The organism is Kiloniella litopenaei (assembly GCF_000982415.1).
GTDB classification, from domain to species: Bacteria; Pseudomonadota; Alphaproteobacteria; order Kiloniellales; family Kiloniellaceae; genus Kiloniella; species Kiloniella litopenaei.
Window position 1 is genome coordinate 330,216 of record NZ_LANI01000004.1, and the last position, 15,691, is coordinate 345,906.

At 43.2% G+C, this 15,691-nt stretch carries 18 protein-coding genes and 2 tRNA genes; 10 read left to right on the forward strand and 10 right to left on the reverse strand.

Annotation, left to right across the window (positions count from 1 at the left end; all coding sequences use genetic code 11):
- Nucleotides 1-250: 250 nt before the first annotated feature.
- Complete coding sequence (locus tag WH95_RS07990) at nt 251-490, reverse strand: hypothetical protein (protein ID WP_046505302.1); 240 nt, start codon at nt 488-490, stop codon at nt 251-253.
- A gap of 360 nt (nt 491-850) precedes the next feature.
- Here WH95_RS07990 and WH95_RS07995 point away from each other — a divergent pair, with 360 nt between their 5' ends.
- The 3 genes from WH95_RS07995 (at nt 851) to WH95_RS08005 (ending at nt 3,921) form a co-directional block, all read left to right on the forward strand.
- Complete coding sequence (locus WH95_RS07995; RefSeq protein WP_046505305.1) at nt 851-2,311, forward strand: sodium:proton antiporter; 1,461 nt, start codon at nt 851-853, stop codon at nt 2,309-2,311.
- 186 nt (nt 2,312-2,497) lie between these two features.
- Nucleotides 2,498-2,824 (forward strand): antibiotic biosynthesis monooxygenase family protein, encoded by a 327-nt coding sequence (locus tag WH95_RS08000; RefSeq protein WP_046505307.1) that lies wholly within the window; start codon nt 2,498-2,500, stop codon nt 2,822-2,824.
- 41 nt (nt 2,825-2,865) lie between these two features.
- Nucleotides 2,866-3,921, forward strand: coding sequence for an alpha/beta hydrolase family protein (locus WH95_RS08005; RefSeq protein ID WP_157845919.1), 1,056 nt, complete (start codon nt 2,866-2,868; stop codon nt 3,919-3,921).
- A 61-nt stretch (nt 3,922-3,982) separates the two neighbouring features.
- Here the strand turns inward: WH95_RS08005 and WH95_RS08010 are convergent, their stop codons facing one another.
- Nucleotides 3,983-4,813, reverse strand: a complete 831-nt coding sequence (locus tag WH95_RS08010) for a universal stress protein (protein WP_046505310.1) — start codon at nt 4,811-4,813, stop codon at nt 3,983-3,985.
- A gap of 251 nt (nt 4,814-5,064) precedes the next feature.
- On the opposite strand from WH95_RS08010, the gene WH95_RS08015 reads away from it, so the two are divergent.
- Nucleotides 5,065-5,538 (forward strand): DUF192 domain-containing protein, encoded by a 474-nt coding sequence (locus WH95_RS08015; RefSeq protein WP_046505313.1) that lies wholly within the window; start codon nt 5,065-5,067, stop codon nt 5,536-5,538.
- Nucleotides 5,539-5,570: 32 nt separating this feature from the next.
- Here WH95_RS08015 and WH95_RS08020 read toward each other — a convergent pair whose 3' ends face one another.
- On the reverse strand, nt 5,571-5,873 hold the full coding sequence (locus WH95_RS08020; protein ID WP_046505316.1) for a hypothetical protein: 303 nt from the start codon (nt 5,871-5,873) through the stop codon (nt 5,571-5,573).
- Between the two features lie 239 nt (nt 5,874-6,112).
- Nucleotides 6,113-6,466 (reverse strand): putative quinol monooxygenase, encoded by a 354-nt coding sequence (locus WH95_RS08025; protein WP_082114038.1) that lies wholly within the window; start codon nt 6,464-6,466, stop codon nt 6,113-6,115.
- 86 nt (nt 6,467-6,552) lie between these two features.
- Between WH95_RS08025 and WH95_RS08030 the strand changes: the two genes are divergently transcribed.
- Entirely contained in the window at nt 6,553-6,876 is a 324-nt protein-coding gene (locus WH95_RS08030) for an ArsR/SmtB family transcription factor (RefSeq protein ID WP_046505319.1), read from the forward strand.
- 155 nt (nt 6,877-7,031) lie between these two features.
- On the forward strand, nt 7,032-8,609 hold the full coding sequence (locus WH95_RS08035; RefSeq protein WP_046505320.1) for a peptide chain release factor 3: 1,578 nt from the start codon (nt 7,032-7,034) through the stop codon (nt 8,607-8,609).
- 90 nt (nt 8,610-8,699) lie between these two features.
- Here WH95_RS08035 and WH95_RS08040 read toward each other — a convergent pair whose 3' ends face one another.
- A complete protein-coding gene (locus tag WH95_RS08040; protein WP_046505322.1) occupies nt 8,700-9,038 on the reverse strand; it encodes a DUF1491 family protein in 339 nt (112 codons plus the stop codon).
- Between the two features lie 223 nt (nt 9,039-9,261).
- Here WH95_RS08040 and WH95_RS08045 point away from each other — a divergent pair.
- The 3 genes from WH95_RS08045 (at nt 9,262) to WH95_RS08055 (ending at nt 9,788) form a co-directional block, all read left to right on the forward strand.
- Nucleotides 9,262-9,338, forward strand: a tRNA-Pro gene (locus WH95_RS08045).
- Between the two features lie 47 nt (nt 9,339-9,385).
- A complete protein-coding gene (locus tag WH95_RS08050) occupies nt 9,386-9,691 on the forward strand; it encodes an ETC complex I subunit (RefSeq protein ID WP_046505325.1) in 306 nt (101 codons plus the stop codon).
- 20 nt (nt 9,692-9,711) lie between these two features.
- Nucleotides 9,712-9,788, forward strand: a tRNA-Arg gene (locus WH95_RS08055).
- Between the two features lie 51 nt (nt 9,789-9,839).
- Here WH95_RS08055 and WH95_RS21480 read toward each other — a convergent pair.
- The 4 genes from WH95_RS21480 to WH95_RS20510 form a co-directional block, all read right to left on the reverse strand.
- Nucleotides 9,840-10,055: a hypothetical protein gene (locus WH95_RS21480; protein WP_204247739.1), complete on the reverse strand. Its 216-nt coding sequence runs from the start codon at nt 10,053-10,055 to the stop codon at nt 9,840-9,842.
- A 7-nt stretch (nt 10,056-10,062) separates the two neighbouring features.
- Nucleotides 10,063-10,299, reverse strand: coding sequence for a VOC family protein (locus WH95_RS21485; protein ID WP_204247740.1), 237 nt, complete (start codon nt 10,297-10,299; stop codon nt 10,063-10,065).
- Nucleotides 10,300-10,383: 84 nt separating this feature from the next.
- A complete protein-coding gene (locus tag WH95_RS08065; protein ID WP_052741871.1) occupies nt 10,384-10,704 on the reverse strand; it encodes a dATP/dGTP pyrophosphohydrolase domain-containing protein in 321 nt (106 codons plus the stop codon).
- 94 nt (nt 10,705-10,798) lie between these two features.
- Nucleotides 10,799-12,217 (reverse strand): PA3715 family protein, encoded by a 1,419-nt coding sequence (locus WH95_RS20510; RefSeq protein ID WP_052741872.1) that lies wholly within the window; start codon nt 12,215-12,217, stop codon nt 10,799-10,801.
- Between the two features lie 233 nt (nt 12,218-12,450).
- Between WH95_RS20510 and WH95_RS08075 the strand changes: the two genes are divergently transcribed.
- Nucleotides 12,451-12,969 (forward strand): GNAT family N-acetyltransferase, encoded by a 519-nt coding sequence (locus tag WH95_RS08075; RefSeq protein WP_204247741.1) that lies wholly within the window; start codon nt 12,451-12,453, stop codon nt 12,967-12,969.
- 27 nt (nt 12,970-12,996) lie between these two features.
- On the opposite strand, the gene WH95_RS20515 is transcribed toward WH95_RS08075, so the two are convergent.
- Nucleotides 12,997-15,564, reverse strand: coding sequence for an ATP-binding protein (locus WH95_RS20515; RefSeq protein WP_052741873.1), 2,568 nt, complete (start codon nt 15,562-15,564; stop codon nt 12,997-12,999).
- Nucleotides 15,565-15,691: the final 127 nt, after the last annotated feature.

Genomic DNA, 15,691 nt, shown 5'->3' on the forward strand with positions numbered 1-15,691 from the left:
CGCCTGTGAGTTCCAAATAACTTGCTATGAATCGTCAATTTAATCCGGCATACAATTAATAGCAGGTTTAGTCATAGATGACTGTTAGTAAATATATCAATAAACCAGTCATCTGTTAATGTTTTTATATTTTTTGATTTAATAAATTACTAATAGTGAGATGTTTTTTCAGGGAATTATTTCCTAAACATAAGATGGTTTTTCGTGTGGACTAGTATTGCCTATGGTTTTTTTGTTTTGTTTGTATGAATTAGTTTTCGTTGTGTGCTGCCTCAAGGTGTTGAGCAGCCTCACCCAAAAGGCGTCCTTCTAATGAGAGCTCAAGAAAGCGGATGTAATCCTCTTTTTGGGATACTTTTTCACGGGCGACTGGAATGACATCCAAAGGGTCTTGTGCATCCAGTTGATATTGTTGAATCAAGGCAATCAATTCTTGGCTCAATATTTCTAAACGCTTTTGAATGTCGGGGATCGTGACTGGTTTTGTCATTATGTTGCCTTTGTAATAGGGAATAAGTGTGAGGATTAATCATATGACGATGCAGTGTCGCAACAACTTTTTATTGTTGCGATGACTATGAGATATGAATTTGTTTGTAGAGTGAGCAATAAAATCACTCGGGTTATTTACCAATGCTGTTGATTTGCGTTAACGCAAAATGAGTTTCTGATCCGGGTGTGCGATAAACGATTTAAATCAATTCCAAAATCTTATTTTTCGAATTCCGTAAACTTGTTTTTATCGTGCAATGCCTTTAAAAAAAATGGTCATTACCAAATATAATATGCTGGAAAATAAAAGACATCAGTTTTCGTTATAAAACAGAATCAATACAGGGTAGGGGATAATATGGGAATTAAACCTTGGTTCAAAAGAGCCATCGTATCTGGCTTCACAACGCTTATTGTGGGGATAATGTTTCCAAGTATCTCGGTTGCTGCAGGAGAAGGGGCCCCCCATCTAGAAGGAAAAGACCTTGGTCTAATTTGGGTGATTCCGTTTGCTTGTATGCTTCTCTCTATCGCGATTTTCCCACTAGTCGCCCCGCATTTCTGGCATAAAAATTTTGGTAAAGTATCGGGGTTCTGGGCTACATGTTTTCTGGTTCCCTTTACTGTTTTTTTTGGTTATGAGCTTGCGCTTTATGAAACCCTGCATGTTGGGTTATTGGAATATTTTCCGTTCATAATTTTATTGTTTAGTTTGTTTACTGTTGCGGGCGGTGTCCGGGTTCGTGGCAAATTAACCGGAACTCCTGTGCTCAATACAACCATCCTGCTCATCGGGACAGCCCTTGCCAGTTTTATGGGGACGACAGGGGCTGCAATGTTATTGATCCGCCCGTTAATTCGGGCGATGGAACATCGCAAACACAAAACACATACTGTTGTATTTTTTATTTTCCTTGTTGCAAATATCGGCGGATCGTTGACACCGCTAGGTGACCCACCTCTCTTCCTGGGCTTTCTGAAAGGGGTAGATTTCTTCTGGCCAACTGTTCACATGTTCCTGCCCATGCTGTTCTTGTCCATTGTTCTTCTGATTTTGTACTTTGCTCTTGATAGCTTTTTGTACAGCAAAGAGGGGCCGATTATTGTTGATCCGGCAACAGTTGAACCTGCTGATGAAGTTTCTTTTGCTCTCGACGGAAAAATCAACCTTCTGCTTTTGGTTGGCGTTGTAGCAGCTGTTTTGATGTCTGGTGTATGGAAACCGGGTGTTTCGTTTGATATTTACCACGTAAAAGTAGAGCTACAGAATATTGTTCGTGATGCGATATTGCTATTCTTAGCGTATTTATCCCTAAAACTTACTAATGATCAAAGCCGCAAGGAAAATGGGTTTAATTGGTTTCCAATTCTAGAAGTTGGTAAACTTTTCATTGGTATATTTATTACCATTATCCCTGCGATTGCGATATTAAAAGCGGGCACTTCGGGTGCTCTGGGAATGATTGTTGAATCTGTGAGCACATCCGACGGTGAGCCGGTAAACTATATGTACTTCTGGGCTACGGGGATTTTGTCGAGTTTCCTTGATAATGCGCCGACTTATCTAGTGTTCTTTAATACAACAGGAAGTGATGTCGCAACCTTGACCGGAGAGCTCTCAAATACGCTGTTGGCAATTTCGGCTGGTGCAGTCTTTATGGGGGCGAATACCTATGTTGGTAATGCACCTAACTTTATGGTGCGCTCCATTGCCGAAGAAAGCGGTGTTCCGATGCCAAGTTTCTTTGGTTATATGCTTTGGTCCGGGGTTATTCTTATGCCATGCTTTGTTCTTTTGACCTTTATGTTCTTTATCTAGAGCATGTGTCTAGTTTCAACTTAATAGAAAAACGCTCCGGTTTTATGGAGCGTTTTTTTATTTATGGAAAAGGGAACTAATGGTCCCTTTCATAAAGGATGAATAGTTAATAGAGTTATACTCCTGCCATTATCACACGTGTATTCCAGGTGATAAAAATCCATTCCTGGAAAGATAGATTTGATCATGTCGCAAGTTAGCGCAATTAACTGTATTGAAGTACCTGATGGCTACGAGGAAATCGCTATCTCAACACGCGATCTTTATATAAATTATTTTAAAAAGCAGCCTGGGTTCGTTTCTTCGACCTTTTATCGGGCGTCGGTTCAGAATGGCAAAATTAACTTTATCAATATTGTGGTTTGGAGAGATAAAGAGGCATATGATGCGGTCGTCAATAAGGGCTATGAAAATTCAGATGGTCTAAATTCGGATGGAATGAAGGTGCTTGGGAAGGGATTTCCTGAGCCCATTAAAGTCCATCCAGGTGTTTTTGAAATAATTAGTAAATAAGAATAGCTCGTTCCTTATTTTTCATTTAATGGAGATACGTGTTGCGCCAGATTTTTTCCACAGTATTTAATTGTGTGACTATATTTGCAGTCTTACTGGCAATCTTATTATCCTTTTCTGTAAGGGCTGATGATATTGTGGTTGGTGTTACAGCGTTAACGGTTCAATCTCCTGAACGTACGGCACCATTAAATGTGATGGTATGGTATCCGGCAAGAGGCGGTGGCGAAACGACAAGTGTTGGGCAAAATGCTGTCTTTGAAGGTACTGTTGCTCAAAAAAATGCAGTTGTTGCCTCGGGGAGGTTTCCAACAGTTTTGCTTTCTCATGGTGGGATGAGATCTGCCCCGAACCAAAGTGCATGGCTTGCATCTCATCTTGTGAAAAATGGCTTCATTGTTGTCGATGTTAAAGCACCGCCACTTGGATATGATGATGCACCACAAGCAAATGCTGAATTGTGGAAGCGTCCGGCGGATATTTCTGCAACACTTACAGCGCTTGAAAATAGCCCCGAGTGGACGAGGCATATTGACCACCAAAAAATTGGAGCCGTTGGGTTCTTTTTGGGGGGAACCTCTGTCTTATCGCTTGTCGGAGCAAATATAGAAGCAGAGCGTTTTGTTAGTTCGTGTGATGAAATTAATATGGGAATGGATTGCGTCTGGTTTGAGAAGTTCGATGTGGATTTGCGAAAAATTGATTTAACCGACTTACAAAAGATACAAAGGGATAAGCGTATTCAAGGGACTGTTCTTGTCGATCCTGAGTTGACAGAGAGCTTTTCTGATCAAAGTTTAAGTAGCGTAAATATTCCGGTTTCTATTATTAATTTAGGAACTGCAGAAACGATACCAAAGGCCCTTAACGCATCGTCTTTGGTAAAAAATATTCCCAGGTCTGACTATTCAATCATAGAAAGTGCCAGTCGGTACAGCGCGTTCAATGTTTGCAAACCAAAGGGTGCTTATATTCTAAAAGAAGAGGGCGCAGGAGATGAAATTTGCGTATCCGATGTTAAGGTCGGACGTGAAAAGATTCATAATCAAATGGCTAATTTGATTATCCAGGCTCTAAACTTATATCTGCAAAATTAGCGCCGCAACTTTATCGCCAATTGGAATTAGTCACTGCTAGATAAATAGGCATCAAAGCCGTTTAATGAGACATGATAACCGGGATGGTAGCTTCCTTGACCAGATGCTTGGTGACTCCACCCAGTAGCATTTCTCTTAGACGACTATGACCATAGGCGCCACAGACGATGACATCACAGGACTGTGCCGTTGCTGCATCTTGGATGGTTTGCCCGATTGAGTTTTCTGTTTGGGCAATTTTAACCGTTTCTGCTTCGATCTCGTGCCGCTTGAGGTAATTCCTGACTTCACTCAGGGAAAGTGCGTCTTCGGTTTCTGGTTGAATTGTCAGAAGGAAAACCTTTTCGGCTTTTCTTAATGAATCCAAATTATCACGTACAGCGCGGAGTGCTTCACGCGTTCCTTTCCAGGCAACCATCATGCGTTTGCCGATATCTTTAGAGGCATCAAAGCCACGAGGGATCATAAGACAGGGAAGGCCACTGAGCAGGGTAACCTCTTCGACAAGACGTGTTCTGAAACGGTCTTCAAAGTGTTCAAAGGTTGGTTGGCTGACGATAATAATATCCGCAGCATGAGCATGATCAGCTAACAGGCTGATATGATCACCTTCTTCGACAATCCAGTTATGGGAAATGTTTTCACGGTGGCAGATATCCTTGAACTCTTTTTCAAGTTCGTCAGCGCGGTTTTCGGCTGATTTTGTTGCATCCAGAAGATATTGAACAGACGCTCCCCGACCGTATACTTCAACAGGCATACCAACTGGGGTAGTGATGAAGAGAGCAGATATATGAGCGTTGTTTTGTTTGGCGAGGCGCAGGGCTACATCCAGTCTTGTCTGGTGTTCATCATCATTAGCTAGGTGAACAAGGATGCTCTTGTGGCTCATCGTTTTTTCCTCATCGGTGTTTCTGGCGACAACAGATTGATATCTCAATGAATATTAACATAAGATGCTGCGGTGAAGACAAGATCTTTCTGTTTTTAAATCAAAGTAATATGATTTGCATATTTAACGGTTGTCCGTAGCCTGTACAGACATTAGCGTTCTAAAATGCAATGTAGTTGGTTCGTCTTGGAATTATAACGTCTGATCTATTTTAAATGCGAATGTTAAAGAACAGGAACGATTAAGTCCCAATGTCTTTTCTAAAAAAACACCTTCAACATGCCGTTCTTGTTTGGGTTATAATTCTGGCACAGATAGGCACAGGAGTAGCACAGATTGTATTTGAGAAAGATACTCTGACAATTTTTTCTGCAACAGGAAATGCGCACCGGTTCAATATCGAGATTGCATCAAGTAATGAAGAACGTTCACAAGGGCTTATGTATCGTAAAAGTATGGCGGTTAACGCGGGAATGTTGTTTGTTTATGAAAAGCCGAACAATGTCACGATGTGGATGAAAAACACCTATATCCCACTGGATATGTTGTTTCTCAATTCTGAAGGTAGGATTGTTTACATAAAAGAGAATACCACCCCGCATTCTACCAAAACCATCTCTTCAGATCAGGATGTGATTGGGGTATTGGAGCTTAATGCCGGAACAGCATTCCGGCTGGGTATCAAGATAGGAGATATTGCACAGCATCGTTTTTTTCAGAAATAATGCAATATTCCGAATTTAAACGCAGTCGTTTTTTAAACCTCTGGCTCTAAGGCTGCTTTTTCCAGTTGTTTCCAGCCCTCACCAGCCGCAACCAGACAACTTATACCATGTGGTGTGGTGACAATAATTGTCCAAGTTGCACCGTCTTTGTTGGTAAGAACCTCAATTAAACCGCCTTTATTTGTAACGCCAACAGCTTGAGTTTTTTCACTATACCGATCAGAAAGCATTTCAAGAATGCTATCTCGCTTATCGCACTGGTTTTGCGCGTAGGCCGGTAAGGTTGTAACGAAACCCGTAAAAGCGATCACAGCAAGAGTGATGTACTTTAACATAGGGGCCTCCTTTCAGGGTGCCATATAGAGCGAGCACCTGCTCTGTCTAATATATTGCGCTATGTATCTTAAATTTCAATTAATCCGGTGCCGTTCTACTTTTGATAGAATTTTTCGAATTGTTTGGCGAAAGTTTTTTTTAAAAACAAATAGATATATGATTGTCTTTGCTAAGGGGAACACGCATTTGTGATGTTCTTGTGAAGGGTGTTTATGTTCCCCTTTCATTATTTTTAAGGTTATGAAGGGTGCGAACTAGCCATTGATAGCCATGTAATTTCCATATCTCCCTCAATATAGGACAATCTGTCTTTTAAAAACGATTGTATGTAAGGTTGCTTCAAATGATTTTCTAAATCCTCCTTACTGCGCCAAACTTCGTAAAAGACAAATAGATTTAAATTATACCGATCCCGGTGAACATGGTATTGCATGGCCCCTTGTTCCAGGCGAGTTGGCTCGACAAGTGTTAAAAGTCTTTTTTCTAATGCATCACTCATTTCAGGTTTGGCATACACGCGACCAACTAATGCGTAGGGTGTTCTTTCTTGAGGCAGGGATTCTGGGAGTTCAATTTCAATATTTGTGGACATATACTTGACCTTTGGTATGATTAAGTTCGTACCTTAGTGTTTAATTGCGCCTTAGGTACGAGTCAAGTCGTACCTAAGGGGTAAGTATGCCAGATGAAGAAGGGCACCCGAGCTTTGAAGAAATAGAGCTTGGCAAAGTGTTATCAGCGCTCGCTGATCCTTTACGCAGAAAAGTAATCCGAGAACTATCTCTCGCGCCTGTTGGCTGTGAGCGAACCTGTGCTTCTTTTGAGTTGCCTGTGTCGAAGGCCACGACGACACATCATTTTAAGACAATGCGAGAAGCTGGACTTATCAGGCAGGTTAATCGTGGCAACAGCAGAGCAGCTCAATTGAGAACTGATGATATTGAGAATCGATTTCCGGGGTTATTGGATATGATCAGATCAGAACTACCCGAGACAGAATAGGTCTTAAGAGTATTCTTGTTCTGGTGCTTTCACCTGTTCGGTCTTGACCTGAACGTGAATAAGAGAGATTGTCCCGGCAGAATAATATATGTGCATATTAACGCTTAATCAGGAATGTGCGCATGTTTGTGAACATATTGTAGAAAATCAAAACCATGTCTTCTGAAATTGCCAAACAGGCCGAAGCCCGCCGTACCTTTGCTATTATCTCGCACCCGGATGCGGGTAAAACAACTCTGACAGAGAAGTTGTTGTTACTGGGTGGTGCTATTCGCATGGCGGGACAGGTGAAGGCCAAGGGCGAAAACAGACGTGCGCATTCCGACTGGATGAAGATTGAACAGGCGCGGGGTATCTCGGTGACAACCTCGGTTATGACCTTCGAATACGAAGGGGCGACCTTTAACCTGTTGGATACACCGGGCCATGAAGATTTCAGTGAAGATACCTATCGCACCCTGACCGCGGTTGATTCTGCGATCATGGTGATTGATGCTGCCAAGGGTATCGAGGCGCAAACCCGCAAACTTTTTGAGGTTTGTCGTCTGCGTGACATTCCCATCATTACCTTTGTCAACAAGATGGACCGCGAAGGTCGCGAGGTATTCGAAATTCTGGATGAAGTTGCCGAAGCACTGGCTCTGGATACGGTGCCGATGGTCTGGCCTGTCGGCGGTGGGGGAACCTTCAAGGGCTGTTATGACCTTGTGCGTGAAGAAATGATTCCCTTCACAGGTGAAGACAGCTACGGCACGCCGGTAAAGGCAGAGCTTTTGGGCGATGAACTGCCAAATCTAATTCCAGGCGATCTCTATGATACGCTATTGGAAGAGGCAGATCTGGCGATGGATGCCTATCCGGATTTTGATCTGGAAAGCTACCGCGAGGGGCATTTGACGCCTGTGTACTTTGGTTCGGCCTTGAAAAGTTTTGGCGTGAAGCAGCTTCTGGATGCCGTGTTGCAATTTGCCCCGGCACCAAAGGCGCAACCCGCAGAGCCAAGAGAAGTCGAGCCCTCTGACAGCAAGGTTTCCGGTTTTGTCTTCAAGGTACAGGCAAACATGGACCCGAAACACCGGGACCGTATTGCCTTTATGCGGATCTGTTCCGGCAAGTTCAAGCGCGGCATGAAGCTGCACCAGATCGGCACGGGTAAATCCATGAGCATTCATAACCCGATCATGTTCTTTGCCCAGAACCGGGAACTGGCGGAAGAGGCATGGCCGGGCGATATTATCGGCATTCCCAACCACGGAACGCTTCGGGTGGGCGATAGCATGACCGAGGGCGAAAACATCCGCTTTTCCGGGATTCCAAGCTTTGCACCGGAAATTCTGCAACGGGTGCGCCTTGATGATCCACTCAAAGCCAAACACCTTTCCAAAGCTTTGGAAAGCTTGGCGGAAGAGGGGGTTACTCAGGTTTTCCGTCCGGTTATCGGGGCCAGCTATATCGTTGGTGTTGTGGGCCAGCTACAGTTGGAAGTTCTCTTGTCTCGTATCGAGCAGGAATACGGCATTAATGTCGGCTTTGAATCCGCGCCCTTTGTGACGGCCCGTTGGGTAACATCGGACGATGCCGCGGCGATGAAACACTTTCTGGATCGCAACAAAGGTTCTCTGGCCGACGACAGAGATGGATGCCCCGTTTATATGGCCCGTAACCATTGGGATATGGGACGTATTCAGGAAGACAACCCCAAGCTCAACTTTACGGCGACCAGAGAGCGGTAGGGGATTTCCGTTATCTGCGACCTACTGATTAGAAGTCAGTTGCTCTATCCCATGGGCCTGAACTAAGAAAGACGGCGTAAACTTCCGGCGTTAGAGAATTTCTCCGCCAAAGGGGTTTACGCCGTTTTTGTCTTCGAACTCCACGACCCAAAGGTCGGGGTCGCGTTTGACGGCGCGTTCTACATATTCATGGGCATCATAGTCATCCATCAACTCGCCCTTGTTCGCGGCAAGCCAGGCCAGATTGCCGTCAATGTCACGCGTTTGACTGAGCACCTGACAGCCGGGGCCGAGAAGGTTGATTTTAAGCAGCAAGCTCCCGCGATCCGGATCGCCTTTGTGGATCACCATGGCCGGGATTCCATTCTGGTTCGACTGTCTGACCTGCGCCATGATCCAGAGGTCTGATCCGAGGGAATTTTCTGTCATAACTGCTTTTTAAACCTTGTTATCTCTGCTTGCTTGTCTCTGTGTGATCTCAAGCGAAGTCTTTGCCCTTTGGCACTGGTCAAGTCCCCTTGTTAAACCACTGGGGGGTAAAGACTTTCTTAAGTTGTTCAGCGCATTGTCTCTTTTAAAGCGAAAATTACAACGATTTTAAAAAAGATTGTTGCCTTGCGTGTTACTCTGTCTTATACGATGACCGTGGATACGGGGAGTAGCGCAGCCTGGTAGCGCATCTGGTTTGGGACCAGAGGGTCGGAGGTTCGAATCCTCTCTCCCCGACCACTAAATTATATCGCTGGTTTCTTGAAGACCTGATACTAGAGGTAAACATGCAAGTTCGTATTTATCAGCCGCCGAAAAATGCAATGCAGTCTGGTCGTGCAAACACCAAACGCTGGCTTGTTGAATATGAACCAGACGCAGCGCGCGAGATTGAACCGCTTATGGGCTGGACATCTTCTCGTGATACGCGCGGACAGCTTCGCATGTGGTTCGACAGTAAAGAAGAAGCGATCGCATATGCACAACGTCAAGGTGTTATGTACAGCGTTGAAGAGCCAAAGGAACGGAAATTAAAGCCCAAAGGATACGGCGATAATTTCAGTAACACACGCCTCGGCCGCTGGACACATTAATCACCTGACAAAAGAATAAAGCGTCCGTAGCTCAGCTGGATAGAGCAACTGACTTCTAATCAGTAGGTCGCAGGTTCGAATCCTGCCGGACGCGCCATGTATCAAAGGCCTTAGCATTATTGCTAAGGCCTTTTTTATGAATAGGTGATCAGTCCCCTGACCATTCAGGATCGTAAGCCACTAACTCCACTGTGTTTCCATCCGGGTCGCGGGTGAAAATTCCGCGCCATCCAATCCAGTCGAACAATTGGACTCTGTAATTCTGGCCGATCTGGTCGTACCAGTCCATTACGGCCTGTTGTTCTTCATATGGTAATGACAGGGCAATATGATGTAGCGATGATCCGGCGCCGGTTTGGGGCAATTGGTGTTCATTGGTGTTCATTGGTGTTTGTTACGGCGATTTCGTCAGGACGAAATAGGGCGAGTACACTGGTGTGACCCCCAAACCCTTCTGCAATCTTGAAAAATGTCACCCGGTCATCAACGTCTCCGGCGAGGTGTTCTAAGCCAATGACTTCTTCGTAAAACTTTGTCATCGCTTTCTTGTCGCGACACCGGATCGCAATTTCACCCAATGCCCGTACCTTAAAGCCTCTTTCTTTCATAATCTGCCTCATAAAGGGGTTATTCTGGTTTTAAAAATGGTTGGATACGGACATGGTTATTTCTAAGCAATGGCGTGTAGAAAATCACTTCACATGATAGGACGGTTCGCCTTCGGGTGTGCGTTTGTAATTTCTGCCTTTAAGTATTTCAAGTTTGTCAAATCCTGCCGAGACCAAGTCATCTAGGCTAAAGCCAGCGCGCCTTGCGGCGTCTGTAATCAGGAACAGGCAATCCACATATTCGGTGATATCATCCGGGCTGTCGATGGCTTCCTGTGCTTCGTCAATCAGGTGACGGAGAGGGCCTATAGGGCCTTTTTCAGTGCCAAAGGTTGCTTCGCTCCAGCTTTGATGTGCCTGATAAAGTTTCAGGAAGTTATGGGCTGTTTTGTTTGAATTATTCATTTGTCCGAGTAATTTGGGCGAGAAGTTTCGGTGAGGTGTTTTCAGGAAGAAATTAGTATGTAAATTGAAACACCTTTTCTTTTGTAAAAAAATCTTAATTAATCAGTTTGTATTCAACACCGTCGAACTTTAGTTTTTTTGTTTTAACCACCAGAGTTTCCCGAGTGTCACATTCTCCGTCAGTATTTATGTCATCTATAGTGGTTGTAATGTGACTTTTTATTTTCAGATCAAAAAAGCCATTCGATTTTTGATCTGACACAATAAAAATATTTTCGGTATCTGTAAATTCACCGGAACAATTTCCATCCCATCGCCCAACAGCGTCGAATACGGGGTATGCATCAAGGACTTTTTTTAATCCATTATTTGATTTTATAAAGAGTGAGAGGGTTTCACTTGTATATGGGTTGACCCGTGACATCCCTGAATAACGTACCCGAACACCGAACGCTCGGAGATCTTCGGTCATACGGTATGGTGCCGTATCTATACTAATCTCTTTAAGCTCGATAGCATCTGAAACCCATTGGTTTGTTTTGCTACTTTCAAAGTATTTATGTGTTATTTCGCCTGTTTGATGGTTGGCAAGAACAATGTGACTGTTGAGGTCAAAATACTGCTCTCCTTCATCTACAATTTCAGGGATAATTACTATAGCTTCGTTTGGGTTTTTAGGATTGGTCTTTAACGCAATTAAATTATTTTTGACCGATGACGGGGCGATATCTAATGCATTTATAACGGATGAAATCAAAGTGTCGTCACGCAGCTTGGTTGAATTTGCTGTATGGATAGTGTCGCCATGTTTAATGGCAAGCTCATTTGCAAACAAATCATATGCTATGTGCATTTTGTCATTGTTGAGGGCGTGCACGGAATCTTTATCAAATCCAGGGCTAACGTTTTTCGAAATGTGCTTTATCACCGCGAGGTTATGCAGGCTTTCTGATTTAATAACACCATTTTCATTGAAATATTCCAATTCACCACAGTACTGGGTCAGATTATCATTACAGGGAAAGTAATGGAATTCGGCTAACTTATATTTTGTGTACATACCCAATTCTTCGGTGACTAAACCGCCCAAATCCTCTTCGTTTTCAAGAAAATACGCTGTTCCCTCATCCTGAAACACACTTATGGGAAAAGCCTTGTAATATTCGTAAAAGAAGATTGAATTCTTTTTTTGGTAAGCCAACTTTTTACTAGCGGACAATCCTATGCTCATATGCTGTTTTACTTGTTCTCGTATTGCCTGGTGGAGGAGGGGGGATTTTTCTTTTTCGGGGTGCTGGATTAAATAAAGGTCTGGATACACTTTGGATTGTATGATCGACATATTTTTTAAAAAAAAATGGTTGCCGCCTACGCCAATGAGGGCCGCGACCAGCAGTACGCAAAGCGTTTGTATTCTAATTTTACCTTTTGAAATCCACACAAAAAGGCGTACTCCAAGCAATAGAATGCCAATCAGTAACAAAATCAAAAAGAGAATGAGGATGATTTCCATCAGGCTGTACTACTTTTGTTGTTGGTTTCGTTAAACTTCATTTTGTTTGAGGGAAGATCGTTAAAAAGTTAGTGTTTGGGCCATGTTATTCATGTTTTTGCGGCTAATTTGCAAGAAAGGTTTGGAAGTGGAGTTTTGGTGTCGTGCTTTGGGAAAAAATTATATGTAAATCGACAGTGGTCTTTATAGCACAGAACCTATTATAGGTAATGGTCTTAAAGGGGGGGAGAAGGGTGAGTATTAAAATAAGGCTGGCGCGGGAAGATGATGCGGAAGAGCTTTGTGGTCTCTTGAATGAAATCATTGAAATCGGCGGCACGACAGCGATGGAAGAAAGTCTGGACGTTGATCTGTTCAAACATTATTTTTTAACCGGAGACCATTGTATCTGTTGTCATGTCAGTGAGGACGAGGATGGTGCAATTACAGGATTTCAGGTTCTGGGAAGGCACCCGGAATTACCCGCCGATTGGGCAGATATTGGCACCTTTGCCAGAGTACATCCCCGTGTCTATGGCGTTGGCAAAGCGTTGTTTCCTGCTAGCTGTGCATATCTCGAGCGCCACGGGTTTTCTACGATTAATGCCACAATTCGCGCTGATAACAGTCGCGGGCTTAGGTATTATGAAAAGATGGGCTTTACGACCTATAAAACGACTAAATCTGTACCGCTAAGGGATGGTACGTTGGTCGATCGGTTTTCTAAAGCCTATCATTTGAATGGTACAGAAATGGTGAGAGAAATTAATTAGCCGGGGATAAGGTTGTGACCCTGTAATTTAAGATTTGAATATGCGATCATTGGGTAGAGTGATCGTTACTTTTGTTCCTTTACCCAACTCACTTTCAACCTTGAGCGTACCTTGGTGAAATTCGATAAGTTTTTTGGTGAGTGACAAACCAATCCCCGTTCCCGATGCCTCGGTTGTCTGTGACGTTCCAATCCTTACAAAGGGTTCTAAGATACGTGGCAAGTCCGCTTGATCCATTCCAATTCCAGAATCTTCTATGATGATATCAAGTCCAGATATGTGCCGTAAGGTGTCTAGGGAGACCGATCCTCCGTTTGGAGTGAATTTAAAAGCATTGGATAGAATATTAATCAGTATTTGCTTGATTGCTCTTGCATCAGCCCAGAGAGGAATGTTTTCGATGTTTCCTTTGGTGTATTCTATATTTTTAGCGCTTGCTGATCCTCCTATAATACGGTCTGTCTCCGCGAGAAGAATGGGCAATGACGTTTTTTCTTCTTCCAGATTATAACTACCGGCTTCGATCTTGGATAAATCAAGGATATCATTGATGATATCCAACAGGTGGCTGCCACTGGTATGAATATCGGCGATATATTCTTGATATTTGGTATTTTCGATGGGACCAAACAGGCTTTTTTCCATGATTTCAGAATAACCAAGAATGGCATTAAGGGGTGTTCTTAATTCGTGGCTCATGTTTGCCAGAAATTCGGTTTTCGAGCGGTTCGCTATATCGGCATTTTCCATCGCCGTTAACATTGCCTGTTTGTTCAGATCGTGCTGGGTTACGTCCCGAATCAGTATAACAACATGGTCCGGTGTATTTTCCTGCCCCTTAATAAGGGCGCTTCGAGCTTCAAAGGCTTTAGGGATTGATTTAATGCTCAAGCGATATTCTTTTGATTGAACTTGTCCTGTTGCTGCTGTGATTTTTATAAGCTCTAACCATTCATTTGCCACTTTATTGGGCATAACCTGGGTTAGTGATTTATGAAGCATGGTTTCTGGTGATGCGTGTAATAAGCTGGTGTCGCCATAGACATTGATTATTTTGCCTTTAAGTGAAAATATCATTCCAAGATCAGGCATGGCAGCAATGTGTGCTTTAAGGTTCGCCTCACTGGTTTTATGCGCTTCTTTTAGCTGCATCAAATGGGTTACATCTTGTGCTGTTCCTTCGTAGAAGAGAGTGTTCCCATCATCATCTTTTATGGCCCTGGCGGTTTCGCTGATCCATTTCTCTTCCTGATTATTATATGCCTTTATCTGGGAGACAAAGCCTTCAACAAAGCCATTTTCATCTATAAGTCTCATAAACTCTTGGCGACGATCTTTTTCAACATACCAATTATCTTCGTTGTATTGTGCTGTTTTGATAAGCTCTTCTTCGCTTTGGCAGTTGTTCATCTGTACCAGATAGGGGTTGGCCATTAAAAAATTACCATCGGGCGTTGTCCGATAGAACCCGATACCAGCATTTTCAACGGTATCCCGAAAGCTCTGTTCTATTTTGTTAAGCGATGTGGTTCTTGTTTTCACTTCTTCTTCCAACCGACGAGCCGTTCGTATAAGAGCTTTATTCGTATTGCGGTAAAAAAGGATGGTAACTGTGACCAGCCCCAAGGACAGGAAAATTGCAAGGAATATTCCCTGTTGGCGCAACCCTTGTATTGGTCCAACAATTTCTGTGTCCGGTGCGGAAAGGGCGATAACAAATTTTTTGTTATCGATAAAGGCGGTATCCCAGGCAATTAGCTTGCGATAGAGATTGTTTTCTTCTGCGCGTGTGATTGAAAATCTATATTCATCCTGCCCGCTTTTTTCACCAAGCAGGCGTTGGTCGACCCGCTGGACTTCTGGTTTTCCCTTATGCAGGCCATCATAGACGCTTCTGCCAATTATCTCGGTTTCGTGGTCATAAAGTATGACGCCATTCTCGTTGAGCATATATCCGGCACCATGCTGTCCAGATCTTAGCGGTGCGACATATTTTTGAGATAAAAGGCCGAGGTCAACAATTGTGGCAAGACTGCCTTGAAAGCCTTCTTGGTTTCTTATCGGTACAAGTATGGCGAAGAATTGCGCCTTTTCTTCCACATGAAAAGACGGAACAATCAGATTAATTTCCGGTGATCTCAAGGCAATCCAGCTTTGAGATACCCATTCTTGCATAATGTTTTCAAGAGAAGGGGACCAGTTAAAGTTCTGGATATTTGAGAACTGTTTTGTTTGATTTTTATCATAAAAGTTTACCCCGATAATGGCGGGGTTATAAGCCATAGATTTGGTTAGATCTTTTTCCAGAGACTCTTTGTCCAAAGGAAAGAAAAGGGCTGAGTTTTTTTCCTCATTTGCTAAATCAAGGGAAAAGCGTTGAATGTTATCGATTGAATTCTGTAGCGCTCTTTTAGTGATTTGAGTTTGAAGAAGTTGTTGATTATTAAAAGCATTTTCTTGCTGTGTTATTGCGTAATTTTCAAGCTTGTAGACGGCAGTAATAAAGCCACCAAACAAAAGTACAATTATAGAAAGATACAAAAATGATGTTGCTCGCCCAAAACTATAAAGCGAACTTTGTATACCTGTACTCATGCCTTACTTATCCTGACCTTGTACCAAACGCGAACTAATCTCTTCTTATGCAACGAGAGATTTTTATTCAGTGAGCGGTGTCAGGGTATGCAACAGATATTAATTATACCTGAATATCAGGTGTAAT